At 70.3% G+C, this 16,666-nt stretch carries 11 protein-coding genes and 2 tRNA genes; 6 read left to right on the top strand and 7 right to left on the bottom strand.

Features of this window, described 5'->3' with window-relative positions; translation table 11 throughout:
* Positions 1–177: 177 nt before the first annotated feature.
* Positions 178–3,162, bottom strand: coding sequence for a glycoside hydrolase family 3 C-terminal domain-containing protein (locus ACLQ26_RS09530; protein WP_425744088.1), 2,985 nt, complete (start codon positions 3,160–3,162; stop codon positions 178–180).
* A 12-nt stretch (positions 3,163–3,174) separates the two neighbouring features.
* On the opposite strand from ACLQ26_RS09530, the gene ACLQ26_RS09525 reads away from it, so the two are divergent.
* The 3 genes from ACLQ26_RS09525 (at position 3,175) to ACLQ26_RS09515 (ending at position 7,446) form a co-directional block, all read left to right on the top strand.
* Entirely contained in the window at positions 3,175–6,357 is a 3,183-nt protein-coding gene (locus tag ACLQ26_RS09525; protein ID WP_425744087.1) for an FtsX-like permease family protein, read from the top strand.
* Positions 6,358–6,377: 20 nt separating this feature from the next.
* Entirely contained in the window at positions 6,378–7,088 is a 711-nt protein-coding gene (locus tag ACLQ26_RS09520; protein WP_425744086.1) for an ABC transporter ATP-binding protein, read from the top strand.
* 106 nt (positions 7,089–7,194) lie between these two features.
* The gene (locus tag ACLQ26_RS09515) at positions 7,195–7,446 is read left to right on the top strand and encodes a hypothetical protein (protein WP_425744085.1); all 252 of its coding nucleotides are present in this window, start codon (positions 7,195–7,197) and stop codon (positions 7,444–7,446) included.
* A 64-nt stretch (positions 7,447–7,510) separates the two neighbouring features.
* On the opposite strand, the gene ACLQ26_RS09510 is transcribed toward ACLQ26_RS09515, so the two are convergent.
* Positions 7,511–7,586 (bottom strand) — tRNA-Lys (locus ACLQ26_RS09510).
* Positions 7,587–7,773: 187 nt separating this feature from the next.
* Between ACLQ26_RS09510 and ACLQ26_RS09505 the strand changes: the two genes are divergently transcribed.
* Together ACLQ26_RS09505 and ACLQ26_RS09500 are read left to right on the top strand one after the other, a co-directional pair.
* Positions 7,774–9,045, top strand: coding sequence for an Ig-like domain-containing protein (locus ACLQ26_RS09505; RefSeq protein WP_425744084.1), 1,272 nt, complete (start codon positions 7,774–7,776; stop codon positions 9,043–9,045).
* A gap of 253 nt (positions 9,046–9,298) precedes the next feature.
* Positions 9,299–10,567, top strand: coding sequence for an Ig-like domain-containing protein (locus ACLQ26_RS09500; RefSeq protein ID WP_425744083.1), 1,269 nt, complete (start codon positions 9,299–9,301; stop codon positions 10,565–10,567).
* A gap of 159 nt (positions 10,568–10,726) precedes the next feature.
* Here the strand turns inward: ACLQ26_RS09500 and ACLQ26_RS09495 are convergent.
* Both ACLQ26_RS09495 and orn read right to left on the bottom strand, forming a co-directional pair.
* Positions 10,727–10,802, bottom strand: a tRNA-His gene (locus ACLQ26_RS09495).
* Positions 10,803–10,911: 109 nt separating this feature from the next.
* Entirely contained in the window at positions 10,912–11,502 is a 591-nt protein-coding gene (orn, locus tag ACLQ26_RS09490; RefSeq protein ID WP_425744082.1) for an oligoribonuclease, read from the bottom strand.
* Between the two features lie 72 nt (positions 11,503–11,574).
* On the opposite strand from orn, the gene ACLQ26_RS09485 reads away from it, so the two are divergent.
* Entirely contained in the window at positions 11,575–12,861 is a 1,287-nt protein-coding gene (locus tag ACLQ26_RS09485; RefSeq protein WP_425744081.1) for a glycosyltransferase family 87 protein, read from the top strand.
* A 183-nt stretch (positions 12,862–13,044) separates the two neighbouring features.
* On the opposite strand, the gene ACLQ26_RS09480 is transcribed toward ACLQ26_RS09485, so the two are convergent.
* The 3 genes from ACLQ26_RS09480 to ACLQ26_RS09470 all read right to left on the bottom strand — a co-directional run bounded on the left by ACLQ26_RS09480 (position 13,045) and on the right by ACLQ26_RS09470 (position 16,593).
* Positions 13,045–14,022: a hypothetical protein gene (locus ACLQ26_RS09480; protein WP_425744080.1), complete on the bottom strand. Its 978-nt coding sequence runs from the start codon at positions 14,020–14,022 to the stop codon at positions 13,045–13,047.
* 151 nt (positions 14,023–14,173) lie between these two features.
* Positions 14,174–14,911 carry a YcnI family protein gene (locus ACLQ26_RS09475; protein WP_425744079.1) on the bottom strand — a complete coding sequence of 246 codons (738 nt, stop codon included), beginning with the start codon at positions 14,909–14,911 and terminating at the stop codon, positions 14,174–14,176.
* Between the two features lie 17 nt (positions 14,912–14,928).
* Positions 14,929–16,593, bottom strand: a complete 1,665-nt coding sequence (locus ACLQ26_RS09470) for a copper resistance CopC/CopD family protein (protein ID WP_425744396.1) — start codon at positions 16,591–16,593, stop codon at positions 14,929–14,931.
* Between the last annotated feature and the right edge of the window lie 73 nt (positions 16,594–16,666).

The raw sequence follows: 16,666 nt of genomic DNA, 5'->3' as shown, positions 1-16,666 counted from the left end.
CAATACGAGATCGTAACCTGTCTATGCGTAAATACCTTCAAAATAGGGCAAAACAACCACCCCGACTACAGGCCTCCGCGAGATCATCCGATGAATTTGCCCGTGGTTTCCGACGACGAAGCACGGCCGGGACCGGCTCGGGCCGGGGCCGAACGGCACCCGACCCGAGCCACCTCGTCACCTGAGGGAGAAGTCCGCCAGCCGCAGCGCGGAGTCGAACACCAGGTACACGTCGTGCGTCCCGGCCGCCCGGGCCACCTCGGCGCTGACGCTCACGTACCGGTAGTCGTCGCCGGTGCTGGGCACGGTTGCCGTACCGAGCAGTCGGCCGGTGGGTGAGCCCAGCCGGACCTGGATCGTGCCGGTACCCGCCGTGGCCTTGGCGACCCTGGCCGTGAAGGTGTGCGCACCGGGACGCAGGGCGGAACCGCTGAAGGAGATCCACTGGCCGGCGGCGGTGGCGCCGACGGCCGTACCCCTCGCCTTCGACTCGTCGACGAGCCGGACCCCCGCGTACCGATCGAAGTTCTCGGCCCGGGTGGTCCGGGAGAGGTCCCGGGCCGGGATCGTCTCGCCGCGCACCGCGACCGCCGTCCGACCCCGGATGTCCTCGGCGTTCGCGCCGACAAGCAGGTCGTACGTGGACGACTCGACAGCCCACCGGCTGCGGGTGACGTCCCAGTTCGCCAGGTCGGCGACTGGCAGCCGGAGCGTCACGGCCCGGGTCTGCCCGGGTGCGAGCTCCACCCGCTGGAACGCCTTCAACGCCCGGATGGGGGTCTTCACCCGCGAGGTGCGCTGGTGGGCGTAGAGCTGGACGACCTCGGACCCGGCCCGGTTGCCGGTGTTCGTCACGTCGACAGTGACAGTGACGGTGCCGTCGGCCGCGACCGACCGGGCGTCGGCGCGGGGCTGGCCGTACCGGAACCGGGTGTACGACAGTCCGTGGCCGAACGGGTAGAGCGGCTTCGCGGTGCTGTAGAGGTAGGTCTGCCCGGACGAGATGATGTCGTACTCCAGCAGGTCCGGCGGTAGTTGCCGGTCGGAGCGGTACCAGGTCTGGGTGAGCTTGCCCGACGGGTTGCGGTCGCCGAACAGGACGTCTGCGACGGCGTGCCCGGTCTCGGCGCCCGCGTGGGTGGTCCAGACGATCGCCGGGACGTGCTCCTGCTCCCATCCGATGGTGACCGGGTAGCTGGTCTGCAGCACCAGCACGGTGTGCGGGTTGGCCTTGGTCACGGCCTTGACCAGCGCCTCCTGGCCGGCGCTCAACGCCGTCGAGGTCCGGTCGTGCGCCTCGCGCCCGTTGATGAACGGGTTGCTGCCGACGACCAGGACGGCGGTGTCGGCAGCCTTGGCCGCCGCGACGGCCCGGTCGACCCCGCTGCTGATCACCTCGCGAGCGAAGTGGGTCGCGTCCGCCGCGGTGGACGCGCCGAGCGTGAGGGCGCCGTCGTCGCCGACCGTGACATAGGTGTTGACGCCGAACCAGCTCTCCTTCGTCTCGTAGCCGGTGTAGCGCAGCGCGACAGTACCGTCGGCCTGCGGCTCCAGCGTGAACTGCTGTTGGACGTACCACCCGTTCGGCTGCTGGTCGCGGGTGATGAAGGGCCCCCAGTTGTAGCCGAGGTAACGGCCGTTTGCTGCGTTGCGCAGCGTCACCACACCCTGGCCCCAGTCCACCGCGTCGAACTGGGCGGCGAGCGAGGCGGTGGCACCGGTCGCCGCGACCGGGTCGGCGTCGGTGGTGCCGGTGGCCGTGACGTACCGGCCGGTCGCCGGGTCCTTCAGGGCGATCCGGTCCGCCCCGTCGAGCCCGCTGACGCTTGCGGCGCCGCCCAGCCGCTCGCGGATGCCGTCGAGGGCGGTCACCTCGTACGGCAGGTCAGCGCCGTACCAGTCGGAGTAGAGGGTGTCGGCCAGCGGGCCGAGCACGGCCACCTTGCGGGTCCGGGTCGGGTTGAGCGGAAGCGCCTGTCGGGAGTTCTTCAGCAGCACCATCGCCTCGCCTGCGGCCTGACGCGCCAGCCGCTGGTGCTCCGCGCTGTTGATGACCTCCGGGGTGATGCCGCCGTAGCGACCGCCGCCCGGGTCGAACTCACCCAGGCGGAACCGGACGTTCAGGGTCTCGGAGATCCGGGCGTCGATGTCGCTCTCGGTGAGCAGGCCGGAGGACAGCGCCTGCTTGATGGCGGCGACGGTCGGCTGCGCGTTTGTGTCGTCGGTGATGAAGCTGTTGATGCCGGCCTTGACGATCGCGGCGTTCGCCTCGGGCTGGGTGGCGTAGTAGCCCTGCGAGGCGACGAGGTTGTTCGGCGCCCAGGCGTCCGTGACGTTCATCAGCGGCTGGTCGGTCCAGCCGCGCACGACAGTGGCCAGGTCCGGATCCACAGTGGCGGGACGACCGTTCACCAGGTTGTACGACGCCATCACCCCGGTGGCCGCGTCGGCGGCGATGGCCGGCTTGAAGGCGGCGCGGTCGTACTCGTTCAAGACCCTCGGCGGTACGTTCGACGAGGTCACGTCACGCCGCACCTCGTTGTTGTAGGCCAGGTAGTGCTTGAGGGTCGGTGCGCTCTTCAGGTGGTCCGGGTCTCCACCCGTCATACCCGTGCCGTACGCGGTGGAGATCTTCGCGGTGAGCAGCGAGTCCTCGGAGTAGCCCTCCTCGTTGCGACCCCAGCGCGGATCGCGGAGCAGATTGACCACAGGCGCCCAGAGGTTGAGACCCCAGACCCGGGGGTTCTGCGCGTGGTAGCCCCGCGCCTCGTCGCCCACGGCGGAGCCGACCCGCTTGATCAGGTCGGTGTCCCAGGTGCTCGCCATGCCCACCGGCTGCGGGAAGGACGTGCCGCGAGCTTTCACGACCGCACCGTTGTTGTCGATGTCGGTGGACCAGGCGACCCCGTGCAGCGCCTCGGTGCCGGTCTTGAACAGGCCGATGCCCAGCCGGGGAACGGCCGGCTGGTACTGGTGCAGCCACGAGATCTTCTCGTCCAGGGTGAGCCGGCCGAGCAGGTCGTCGACCCTTGCCTGCACGGGCAGGTGTGGATCTCGGAACGGGTAGGTGGGTTCGGCGTGCGCCGTGCCGGGGACGACTGGCAGGGCGAGCAGTGCGAGCGCGAGCGCGGTGATTCCGCGCCGGAGGCGCCTGTTCCGCATGCGGTTCTCCTCATGTCGTACGACAGACACCCGGCGGGCGTCGAGACCGGCGTGGCCAGGCTCGACACCCGGCTGACGGGCCTGAACGACGAATCGTCGAAGCGCTTCGACGACCCGGCCGCGTTGACCACGGCCATGAATGTGGTGATCCGCGCAACTATAGATGCACGCCAATGGGCTGGCAATACCGGCGCGCCCCACCGCGCACCGACCCTCCGTCCCACCGACGGTCGCGGCATCCGCGTGGCGCGTGCCCTTCTGCTACAACAACAAGGGTCGGAGATCGCCATGCGGCCGACGGCCGCACGCTGGAGGACCAATGATGCGGGGCATGGTGCGTCAATGCTGGCGATAGCCGCCTCGCAATGGCGAGTACGACTGCGTCGGTCGGTGGCCCTGCTGTCGATGATCGCCATAGCCGTAGCGGGGTTCACCCTGCTCACAGGTGCTGCGGTGACCTCGCGTCTGGACGCCGTCGGCACGGTGAGCGCCAATTACCGCCCCGTCTACGACCTTCTGGTACGGCCGAAGGATGCGGTGCTGCCGTTGGAGCAGGAGCGCAACCTCGTCCAGTCGGGTCAGTTGGCGGGCATGCGTGGCGGAATCACACCTGCCCAGTGGCGCGAGATCCAGGCGGTGCAGGGGGTGTCGGTGGCGGCGCCGGTCGCGATGATCGGGTACGTGATGCGTACCGTGCCCGTGACGGTCGACCTGTCCGAACACCTCGATCCCAACGCCGAGCGCCAGGTGTTGCGGGTTCAGCCGACGTGGCTGACCGACGGGGGGCTGAGTCACATCCCGGACGGACCGGCGTTTCTCTACGTGACGCGGAACCGACTGGAGGTCTTGCCCAACAGCGAGTTGAGGAGCGGCGGAGGGCTACCGCCGCCCGAGGAGATCGACGCAGACGGCCGGCGGGTCAAGATCTGCCCCGCGGCGGTGGCCGTCGGCGAGCAGGACTGGCTGTCACCGACGGACCCACGAGCCCGGTCCTCACTGACGTGCGTCGGCGGTCCCGGATCGACGGATCGCGAGGGCAAGGCGATGCGGCCGGTCGTCACGCTGGTGTGGACGGTGCCGTTCCTGATGGCAGCGGTGGATCCCGACTCGGAGGCGGCGCTGGCAGGGCTGGATGACGCCGTGACCTCGGGCCGCTACTTCACGCCGGCGGAGGCGCCGACGGCACGGCGACTGGACGGAATGCCGTATCCGTACTCGGTGCTTCCGGTACTGGTAGCCGACCAGCCCCAGGTCGACTCGACACTCGACGTGGCCGTGCAGCGCCTGAACCCGGACGCGGCCGAACTGGTCCGGACAACCCCCGACGATCAGCGGCTACGCGCAGCCCTGGGCACCCAGTCCGGCACCCCTGTCGCACAGAGGTCGACGCCGCTGCGGAACCCCTACCAGGACATGGTCAACCGGATGCTCCGGCCCGACGATCTGGGCGTCGAGTACGACCTGGCGACGGCGAACACCATGTGGCTCGACCAGTTCTGGACCGTCGGACCGCCGAAGAGGGTGCGGTCCGGGGACGGCCTGCGCGCCCAGCCGGACCCGTACGACCTGAAGATCTGGGGTCAGGGGGCCGACGACGGCGGGTCGTCACGGTGGGTGCCGATGGAGTTCGCCGACACCAGCGTGCGCAGCGGCGTGGCGGTCCATCAGAACCTGTCGCACGGTTACGAGGCGCAACCCGGTGACGTGCAGATGCCGGACGCCGCGTTGGGCGCGGTGGGCACGTTCGACCCCGCCAGGGTCTCGCTGGGCAGTGCGTTGTCGGCGGTGCCCATGGACACGTACTTCAACCCGGGGGCCGACGGCGCCGACGACGCGTCACGGCAGGCGTTGGGCGGCCGCCGCCTGGCCCCCAACTCGAACGTCACGGGCCTGCTCAGCCAACCGCCGTTGATGCTCACCACGATGGCGGCCCTGCCGGCCGTCTTCGACCCCGGCGCCTACAGCACCGAACCCAGCTATCCGGAGTACCAGCTCAACACGGCCGCGCCCATCAGCGTGGTACGGGTGCGGCTGGCCGGGGATGTGGGCATCGACCCGCTCTCCCGGGAGCGGGTCCGCGTGATCGCCGAGGAGATCGCGCAACGCACCGGCCTCCAGGTCGACATCACGCTGGGATCGTCACCCACCGCGATGACTGTGCACTACCCGGCGGGAAACTACGGTCGGCCCGACCTCGCCGTCGCCGAGCCGTGGGTGCAGAAGGGCGTCGCGTCGGTGCTCGTCCGCGCCGCCGACCGCAAGAGCGTGCTGTTGTCCGTTCTGGTGCTCACCGTGTGCGCGCTGGCGGTGCTCAACGCCAACACCGCGGCCATCCGCGCCAGACGCACCGAGTTCGGCATCCTCACCTGCCTCGGCTGGGGCCGGCGACATCTGCTCCAGCTGATGTTCATCGAGATCGCCGGTATCGGTCTCGCCGCGGGTGTCGCGGGCACCGGGCTCGCACTCGGGATCGCACTAGGCCTCGGGCTGAACATCGCCTGGAGTCACACCCTGCTCGCCGTACCCGCAGCGGTGGTCCTCGCCCTGCTCGCCGGTGGCTGGCCCGCCTGGCGAGCCGCCCGACCCGATCCCGGCGAGATCATCCGCCCGGCGGTCCTGGGCCTCGCCGTACGCCGGCAGGCCCCGCGCCGACTGACGACCCTCGCCCTGGCGAACCTTGCCCGCACACCCGGTCGGACCGCGCTCGGCGCGATGAGTCTGATGATCGGGGTGGCGGCGCTGACCATGTTGCTGGCGATCACGTTCGCGTTCCGCGGGGCGCTCACCGGCACCCTGCTCGGTGCTGCCGTCACCCTCCAGGCCCGCGCGGTCGATCACATCGCCGTGGCGGTCACCATCGTGCTGGGCATCGTTTCCGTCGCCGACGTGCTCTATCTCAACATCTCGGAGCGCGCCGCCGAGTTCGCGCTGTTCGGCGCGGTCGGCTGGAGCGACGCCATGCTGAACCGGCTGGTCGTCGTCGAGGCCCTCGGCATGGGTGTCCTCGGCGGTACGCTCGGCGCCGCCGCCGGCCTTGGCGCCGCGACGGCCTTCGCAGGGGGTGTCACCGCCCCGCTCATCTGGTGCTCCGTGGTCGCGCTGGCGTTCGGCGTCGTCGTCTCCGCCGTCTCGGTCGTGGTGCCGATCGCCATGCTTCGCCGACTACCCACGGCCCAACTGCTCGCCGACGGGTGAGCGGCAAAGGAGTAGGTCCGATGGAACGGACGTCAGTCGACGCCCTGGCCACCACGTCGCTGGTTCGTCTCACCGATGTGCGGAAGTCCTTCCGGCTGCCCGACGGCCCACCGCTTGTCGCGGTCAACGACGTCAGCCTCTCGATCGAGGCCGGCACCGCGATCGCGTTGACCGGGCCGAGCGGCTCCGGCAAGTCGACGCTGCTGCACCTGATCGGCGCCATCGAACGGAGTGACGGTGGCAGCATCGACGTCGGCGGCCAGGAGGTGACCGGCCTGTCCGGCCGGGCGTTGGCGGCGTACCGACGACGGGTGGGATTCGTGTTCCAACGGTTTCACCTGCTGCCCACGCTCACCGCCCTGGACAACGTGATGGCGCCGCTGATTCCGTTCCGTACCGACTTCGACAAGGCCGCGCGGGCACGCGAACTGCTGGCGATGGTCGGGCTCGCCGACCGGACCGCCGCCCTGCCGTCGCGGCTCTCCGGCGGACAGCAGCAACGGGTCGCCATCGCCCGCGCGTTGATCAACCAACCCGCCCTGCTCCTTGCCGACGAGCCCACCGGCAACCTGGACAGTCAGACCGGCACCGCGATCGTCGACCTGTTGCTGAGACTGCGCGACGAGCAGGGTACGACAGTCGTGATGGCCACCCATGACAACGGCATCGCCGCGCGCTGCGACCGAGCGGTCCAGATGCGCGACGGACGCCTCACCAGCCTGGACAGCTGAAACCGGCGCAGTCCTGGTCGTGGGGGGCGCGGCAGTCAAGATCGAGAATCTTAGATCAATACCGTGAGAAATCCCGGTAATTTCACTGCCAGTGGGAGGTGGCGCAGTGGACGGTGCGACCTGGCTCCTTGTCGGCATGAGCTTCGCGCTGCTGCTTGCAGTAGTTGCGCTGGTTCTGGTCCGTATGACGGCCAAGCGACGACTTGATGCCGCGGCCGAGGGCCGGCTTGCCATCAAGCAACTGGGCGGCGCGGCGAACAAGCGCGGCCGGGGGACGATTCGTGGCACGGGCAGCGAGGGCAGCAGCAAGTTGTCCTCCGACGCCGCTTACGGATCGGACACCAGTAGTGGCGCCTGAGAGACGGCGATCCACGAAAAAGGCCCCGGACTGGTGTTGATCACCAGATCGGGGCCTTGCTCGTTGGTGCGCCGCCAGGGACTCGAACCCCGAACCCGCGGATTAAGAGTCCGCTGCTCTGCCAGTTGAGCTAGCGGCGCTCGTCGGCAACGGAGAGAACATTAGCACCCCGCCAACCGGGCCTCCAATCCGGTTACCCGGCTCCCCCCTTCGGTCGAGCTTAACGGGCATACAGCCACAATCCGGCCGCCGACGCCGGCACGGGGGCATGGGTCTCGGCGTTGATGCGGCACGATGTCCGCCAGGTACGCGAGAACAGAGGTGGGGATGGCACGGTTCACGCGAGCCGGGGCGGTGGTGGGCGCTCTGACCCTGGCGGCGTCGCTGGCACTGACCGGGTGCGGCGACGAGCAGAAGAAGCCGGAATTCGTCGGCGGGACGTCGGCAGATGCGAGTGCCGGACCCGACTCGGCTGCGCCGTCGGCGCCGGGCGCGTCGAGCGCGCCCAGCGGGCCGGCACTGACGCTGAGCCCGGCGAACGACACGAAGAACAAGCCCGTGAGTACGGAGATCAGCGCCAAGCTCCCGGAGGGTGGGAAGGTGTCCGCGGTCACCCTGGCCGCGGCGGGCGGGGGTGCGGTGGAGGGCAAGCTCCGCACCGACGGCTCCGCCTGGGTGCCGTCAGCCCCCCTGAAGTACGGCACCAAATACACGGCCACGGTGACCGCTACCGGGTCCGACGGCACGACCAGCCAGGGCACCAGCACCTTCACCACGATGGCCAAGCCGAAGTCGACAATCGGATCCGGCCTGTACCTCTTCGACGACAAGAGCTACGGGGTCGCGATGCCGGTGGTCACCGAGTTCCACCCGGGCATTCCGAAGAAGGACCGGGCCGCGGTGCAGAAGCGGATGTTCGTCAAGACCGACCCGCCGCAGCCGGGCGCCTGGCACTGGGTCGACAACGGCACCCAGGCCTACTACCGCGCTCCGGAGTACTGGCAGCCCGGCACCACCATCACGGTGCGAATCGCGTTGGCCGGCGTGCCGCTGAGCAACGGCAGGTACGGCGACATCGACCGCAAGGCCACCGCCAAGATCGGCCGGTCGTTCGTGATGAAGGTCGACAACGCCACGAAGAAGATGTCGGTGTACGAGAACGGCGCGCTCTCGCGCACCATCCCGGTGAGCCTGGGCAAGAAGAGCACCCCGTCGTCGAGCGGGACGATGGTCGTGATGGAGAAGAAGGAGTCCACGGTCTTCGACACCCGCGACGACCCGGACCCGGCCAACCGCTACGTCACCGAGATCGACTTTGCCCAGCGGCTCACCTGGGGTGGCGAGTACATCCACGCCGCGCCCTGGTCGGAGCACGTACAGGGGCGGTCGAACGTGTCGCACGGCTGCGTGAACGTGTCGACGGCGAACGCCAGGTGGCTGTTCGAGAAGACGCGGATCGGCGATCCGATCACGATCAAGGGCACCGAGCGCAAGATCGCCGCCGGTAACGGCTGGACGGCATGGAGCGTGAGCTGGTCGGAGTTCGTGAAGGGCAGCGCGCTGCCGGTGCCCAAGGGTGGGTCCGGCCCGGCGCTCTGAGGGCTCGATTCCTTCGCGCCGGCCCCTGCCGACGGCAGGGGCCGGCGCGTACCCTTGCACTGCCCGCGCCGCGACGACGGCGGCGGCGACCCCTCAGTCCCGACACAAAGACGAGTCGGAATCACGAAACGCCGGATAGTACCAAAATTCCGACAACCTGATCGGCGTGTTCCGGTTCACCCTCGGCAACCGAGACCGGTTCTGACGCGTCATTAGGAGACGATGGGTCAGGGACCACGACTGTGAGGACATCATGCGAGCTAGCCAGGACCAGCTGATCCGGCCCCGTGGGCGACGCCGCGTGCTCGCGGCGGGGCTTCTCGCCGTGGCGCTGGCCTTCACCTCCGCCTGCACCGCCGACGAGGGCGGCAAACCGTCCTCGTGGCAGGGCGGCAGCGAGAGCCCGGCGGCCAAGGCGACGGCGACCATCAGCGAGCCGGCGGCGGACGCCAAGGACGTGCCGGCGTCCACAGGCATCACCTTCACCACGAAGGACGCCGAGGAGACCACCGTCGACCTCAAGGACGCGGCCGGCAAGGCCGTCGAGGGCACCCTCGCCAAGGACGGCAAGACGTGGCTGCCGAAGGAGGCGTTGGCGTACGGCACCAGCTACACCGCCACGGTCACCGCCACCGGCGACGACGGCCGGCCGGCGACGGCGACGAGCACCTTCACCACGATGGCCAAGCCGGCCAAGCAGATCCGGGTGAGCAGCTTCCTCGGCGACAACCAGGTCGTCGGTGTCGGGATGCCGCTGATCGTGAAGTTCGACCGGGCCGTTCCGGAGGACTACCGCGACGACGTGCAGCGTCGGATGACTGTGACCTCGACGCCGGCCCAGGAGGGCATCTGGCACTGGGTCAGCCCCACCGAGATCCGGTACCGGCCGAAGGTGTTCTGGAAGGCGAACAGCAAGGTCTCCTACCGGGTGCAGGCCGGCGGCCTGCCGATGGGTGACGGTTACTACGGCCGCTCGGACCTCTCCGTGGACATCAAGATCGGCTCGTCGCTGATCATGACCGTGGACAACAAGACCAAGCGGATGACTGTGACCCGTAACGGCTCGGTGATCAAGACCATCCCGGTGAGCCTGGGCAAGAAGAGCACCCCCTCGTCCAGCGGCACGATGGTCGTGATCGAGAAGCTGCGCAAGACCGTCTTCGACACGATGGAGGAGCTGGGCCCCGAGGAGGGCTACCGCACCAAGATTGACTTTGCGCAGCGGCTCACCTGGGGTGGCGAGTTCATCCACGCGGCCCCCTGGTCCGAAGGACAGCAGGGCAGCGTCAACGTCTCGCACGGCTGCGTGAACGTGTCGATGGCCAACGGTGACTGGCTGTTCAGGAACACCCAGGTCGGTGACCCGATCACGGTCAAGGGCACCGAGCGCAAGCTCCAGAACGGCAACGGCTGGACCGACTGGAACATGAGCTGGGACGAGTACGTCAAGGGCAGCGCCCTGCCGTACGCCCCGGCGAGCCCCGACGACGCCGCCACGCCGACGCCCACCCCGACCGCCTGATCCACGCGCCACGATCGACTCGGGTTCGCGGAATCCGGGGTGTCCGACCGACCTGGACACCGCGGATTCCGTGAAACGGGGGTGGATCAGCGGTCGCGCCCGGACCGCGAGGTGCCCCCGCAACGACTCAGGCCCCCTCCGAGGAGGGGGCCTGAGCTGTGGGGTGACTGATGGGAATTGAACCCACGACAACCGGGACCACAACCCGGTGCTCTGCCAACTGAGCTACAGCCACCATGCCGCCGTCGCCCGGTCGATCGCCCCGGGCGGGGTGCGGACCAATGATAGCCACACGACCGCTCACGGCGTCCAGCGGGTTCCCCGCCCGCAGGCAGCCGGCGCCGTCAGAGGTCGGCGGCGATGCCCTTGGCGGTCTCGACGTCCGGGCCGGGCAGCGGGACGAAGATGGTGCGCCGGTAGTACTCCAGCTCGCGGATGCTCTCCCGGATGTCGGCGAGCGCCCGGTGCGCCAGGCCCTTCTGCGGCTGACCGAAGTACACGCGGGGGTACCAGCGGCGGCAGAGTTCCTTGATCGACGAGACGTCGATCATGCGGTAGTGCAGGTGCGCGTCGAGGCGGGGCATGTCCCGGGCGATGAAGCCACGGTCGGTGGCGATCGAGTTGCCGCACAGCGGCGCGGTACGCGGGTCCTTGACGAAGGTGCTGACGTACTCCAGCACCCGGTCCTCCGCCTCGGCCAGGGTCACCACCGAGCGGCGAACCTCCTCGGTGAGGCCGGACTTGGCGTGCATCGTCTGGACGATCTCCGGCATCGCCTCCAACGCGGCCTCGTCAGCGTGGATCACCACGTCGACACCATCACCGAGCACGTTGAGGTCGGGGTCGGTGACCAGTGCCGCGACCTCGATCAGCTTGTCGCTGCCAAGGTCCAACCCGGTCATCTCACAATCGATCCAGACGAGGAGATCAGCCACCGGGACAGACTACGCGCAGCCCACGCCCCACGGCTGCGCGCTCTCGGCCCGCCCGCCCGCTAGGGTTTCGGGGTGCCAGCAGAACCCGTCGCACCGCCCGCCGTCAGCGACGACGATCCCGGCGGCCGTACGGTCCGTCGCCTGGTCGCGGTCGTGGCCCTCCTCGCCGTCCTGCCAGCCCTCTACCTGCCGGGCCTTAACCACAAGTTCCTCGACCTCAAGATCTATATGTCGGCGGTCGACTGGTGGCGCGTCGGGCACCCGCTCTACGACTACGCGCAACCCGATCGGGTGCAGGGCGAGCTGTACTTCACCTACCCGCCGTTCAGCGCGCTGCTGCTCTGGCCGTTCGGGCTGTTGAAGCTCAGCGCCACCGTGACGATCTTCACGGTGCTCACCGTCCTCGCCGTGGTGGTGACCACCCGCTGGCTGGTGACGCCGGTCATCGCCCGGCACAACCTGCCACGCACGTTCACCCTGATCGTCGCCGTGCTGCTGGTGCTGGCGGTGGAGAGCACCCGCGAGACGATCACGTTCGGGCAGATCAACATGCTGCTGGTCGTGCTGATCCTGGCCGACCTGTTGTTCGCCGTACCGCAGGCGCGGCGGTGGGCCGGGGTCGGCGTGGGGCTGGCGACGGCGCTCAAGCTCTTCCCGGGCATCTTCATCGTGTACCTGCTGGCCACCCGGCGGTGGCGGGCCGCCGCGGTGGCGAGCGCGACCGCGGCGGCGGCGACCCTGCTCGCGGCGGCGATCGCACCCGAGGACTCGTGGCGGTTCTGGACCCGGGAACTGTGGGACAACGACCGGGTGGGTCGCACCGACTACGTCGGCAACCAGTCGCTGTTCGGCCTGCTCAGCCGGTTCACCGCACCGGAGAAGCCGGACCACCTGCTCTGGCTGCTCTGGCTGCTGATGATCGCCGTGGTCGCCGTCTACGGGATACGGCGGGCCGTCCGCGCCGCGCGCGCCGGTGACCTGTTGGCGGGCCTGACGCTGACCGGGCTGGTCGGCGCGCTGGTCAGCCCGATCACCTGGACCCACCACATCTACTGGTTCGTGCCGGCGGTGGTGCTGCTCGCCGACGCGGCGTTGAGTGCCAATCGTCCGGACGAGCTACGCCGTCGTCGGTGGTTGGCCGGGCTCGCGCTGGGCACCGTCGCCCTGATCATCTACGGAGTGGTGACGTTCCAGGACTGGGGCACGGCGCCGGTCCGCACCCACGACCCGGTGGACTTCGTCCTGCAGAACACCTACGTGCTGCTCAGCCTGCTCCTGCTGGTGGCCCTGCCGATCCGCGTGGCCCGCCCGATCCGGACTGTGGAAAAGTCGCGCCAAATGGACACAACTCCCCAGTAGCGACGATCGGCGCTAATCTGGACTCACCTACCTCAAGCGTCGCTCGGGTAGCACCGATCCCCCGGTGAGAGTGGCCCTCCGCGTCGGCAGCGCGGAGGGCCACTCGCCGCTGTCAGGGCGCGTGTCGAAGCCCCTGACCGGCCTGCGGCGGGCCGAGGATCGACCGAGGCACCGGCACACGCTCTAGTCGGTCGGCACCGGCCGTGCCGTGGGTTCGGCGCCGGTGGGCGGCCACGCCAGGCTCAACGCCACCTCCGGCGGTCGGGGCAGTCGCGACGGCGCGTCCAGGTCGGCGAGGGTGACCGGCCGGGTCGGTTCGGCGCCGGTCGCCGACCGGGGCGACTCGGCCGCGCCGACGCCTACCGAAGCGAGTTGCCGCACCGCCGGCGGTGGTGCGGCCGCCTGGGAAGCCCGGGCGCTCAGGCCGGTGAGCGACGTGACCCCGAGCCGGCCGGCGAGCACGGGCACCTGATCCGGTTCGACCACGAAGACCACCTCGCGCGCACGCGGCGGGCGCAGCAGGAGCAGCACCGCGCACGCCACCAACAGCACCCCCGCCGCCAGCAGACCCCAGGTGACCGGCGCGACCCAACCCGCGCGCAGTTCGGCGCGCAGATCCAGGCTCAGGTCAGCGCGGCCGTCCGGGCGCATCACCACCAGGCTCATCGACTCGCCGTCCAACTCGTCGGCACTCCACTCCAGGGTGCCGACCCCCTCGCGTACCCAGAGGGGAAGCCCGAGCGGGGGGAGCGCCGCACCGGCGGTGGGAGCCGCGGCCGGGACCGCCGGGTCCATGCGGACCGGCAGCGGACCTCGGGCCAGGGCCACCCGGCGGACCGCGGCGTACGGCACGGACTCCAGCCACCTGCGCACCTCGGCGGTGGGCGCCAACCCCACGAAGGCCGGTCCATCGGGCGTACGGGCGTCGAGCCGGAGGCGGGTCTGCGCGCCTCGCGCGAAGGGCGCCTCCCGCCGCAGCAGACGGTCGAGGTCGGTGACCACGACCGCGTGCCCGGGCGTGCGAACCGTCTCGAACCGGGCGGCGAAGGCCCCACCGGGGTCGGCGTGCCGGGTGACGAGCCACAGCCCGCCGCCGACGGACAGCGCCAGAATCCCGATGACCAACAGCAGCATTCCGCTGATCGCCCGCACGAACCGCATTCGCAGCGTCCCCCTCCGTAGCCAGATACCCGGCCGACCTTACCGACGTACACCGGCTGATCAGGGGATATCGACGGCACGGCCAGCTTTGGTCCCGGGAAGCACGCTGGCCCGCCGGAAACTCCGGCGGGCCAGCGGGTGAGCGAGGCGGTCAGGACTTGACGACCGGCTCCCGGCGGGTGCGGGCGAACGCCAACCCGCCGAACACCAGGCCGGCCAGGCCGGTGACGAGGCCGGCGATGCCGAGGCCGATCGCGGCGCCGTCGCTCTCGTCGTCGTCGTCATCGTCGGCCGCGGCGACGGCCGAGGCGGCCGGGGCGCCCGACGCCGACGGCGCCGCGGCGGCGGCAAGGGTGAGCACCGGGGCGGGCTTCTCCGGCTCCTCGCCGCCCGGCTGCGGCTCGTCGATCCAGCGCACCACGTTGCCGTCCGAGTACGTCTGCAGGGTCTTGAAGACCATGGTCTCGACCTTCGGCAGCGGCCCCATCGAGACGCCGAACTCCTGGAACTGGCCCGGCTTGACCGCCGCGTCACCGGTGGCCGTCCAGGTGATCTTGGAGACCGCCTCGGTGAGCTGGCTGCCGTGCACCTCGATCGGCGGGTTCACCTTGCGCTTCTCCGTCGCCACGGTCCAGCCGGGCACCGGGATGGTCGACACCGAGCCGACCGGAGCGTTCTCCGGCAGCACGACCTCCAGCTTGGTGGTCGACGCGGAGTCGCTCTCGTTGGGCACCCGGAATGCCACCCGGGCGTAGCCACCCTGGGTCGCCTCCTTCGGGTTCACCGTGACGTGGGCGGACGCCGGCCCGGCGAAGCCGAGCACGGCGGTGGCGACGGCGGTGAACGCCAGGGCGGCAGCGGCGGATGCGGTACGCCGGAGTCGGGTCATGAGCGCGGGGAACCTCTCTAACGGATGGGCACGGTGGCGGTCACCGTGGCCTGGTCGATGTCGGACGTGCGAACGGTGATCTTGAGCTGCCAGTCGCCGGCGGCCGGCAGGCTGACGTCGCCGTAGGAGTGGCTGTCGGTCAACGGCAGCAGCGGCAGCTCGATCGGCTCGATCCCGGCCGAGGGCAGCGCGGCGGTCGCCCGCCACTCGGCCACCGGCAGCGGCTGGTTGTCCTTGCCGTACGCGTACAGGTGCACCGAGTTGTTGCCCCGCCGCGCCGGATCCAGCTCGACCTGGAGGGTGAAGAGCGAGCTGGTCAGGGTGGTGGAGAAGAGCCCCGCCTCGGTGCCGGACGGCCCGGCCACGGCGGTGCGGGCGGGCGTGGTCTGCACAAGCGTCGCCGACAACCCCAGCACCACCACGGTGACGGCCAACTCCACCAGGACCGCCCGGCGCACCGGCGCCGGTCGCTGCGCCGCCGTGCGCCGACGGACCAACTGCCGGGAGTACGCGGCCACGGCGATCACGATCGCGAACAGCGCGATCTTGGCGAGCAGCAGTTGCCCGTACGTGGTGGTGAACAGGGCGTCCGGGGTGGCCACCTCGATAAGCGCCTGGACGGTGCCGGCAAGCAGCAGTGCCGAGACGGCCAGCGCAGCCCAGCGCGACCAGATCGGCAGGATCGCGCCCAACTCCCGCTCGTCGGCCTGACGCAGCAGGAAGACGGCGAGCATCAGCAGGCCGCCCAGCCAGACCGCCATGCTGCCCAGGTGCACCGCGTCGACCACCACGGAGACCGCCGGCGCCGGGGAGGCAGCCGGGTGCCCGGCCAGCGGCCAGGTCAGCAGCGCTGCCACGCCGAGCACGGCCAGGATGATCGCGTCGGTGCGACCGGCCGGCCGGCTCAGCAGCGGCCGCAGCAGGAACGCCGAGGCCGCGAGCAGGCCGAGCCGGACCAGGTGGGCGGCGCCGAAGGCACTGCCGAACACGCTGCCGAACCCCTCGCCGGTCACCTCGAAGAGGCCGCCACCGGCGGTGTAGGGCACCTGCAACCACAGGTCGGCGAGGGTGGCGAAGGCCACCAGGCCAAGGCCGGTCCAGGCCAGCCGGGCCGGACCCCGCCGGGGAAGCCGACGCGGCCACAGCGCGGCGAGCACCAGCGCCGGCCCGACCAGCAGCACCAGACCGGCGTAGCCGAGGAAGCGGGCCACCTTCACGGCGTTCTCCACCACCGGGTCGGCGCGGCTGTCGTTGCCGGAATCGACGGGCGGCGTCGAGGGCGCCCCCACCGAGTAGGTGAACGCGCCGGAGACCGGGTGGCTGTCGGCGGAGATCACCCGGAAGGTCACCAGGTACGTGCCGCGCTGACCCGCCGGATCCACCGGAATGGTGACCACGGCGCCGTCGAAGGACGGCTCACCCCGGTCGGCCCGGGAGCCGTCCGGCCCGATGACCCGGACCTTGTCGGGGACCTTGCGGACCGACTCGCTGAACGTGAGCACCACCTCGCCCGGCCCGCTCGGCACCACCGACGAGGCGGCCGGGCTGGTGCTCGACAGCACCGCGTGGGCGCTGGCCGGGGTGGCGGGCGCGATCAACAGGGCGACGACGGTGACCAGGAGGCCGGCGGCGGCAGCCAGCCTGGCGATCCAGCGGCGGGGTGCGACAGTCATGCCGGCCATGGTCGCCGACGGACCTGTCAGTCGGCGACCCGAGGCGGGGGAACGGCTCACCTCTGGCCAGCCGCCAGCGCCG

Origin of the sequence: Micromonospora sp. DT43 (assembly GCF_049841645.1) — a bacterium.
Lineage (GTDB): Bacteria > Actinomycetota > Actinomycetes > Mycobacteriales > Micromonosporaceae > Micromonospora.
Note: the sequence above shows the minus strand (reverse complement) of the source record. Positions and strands in the feature narration are given on the sequence as shown.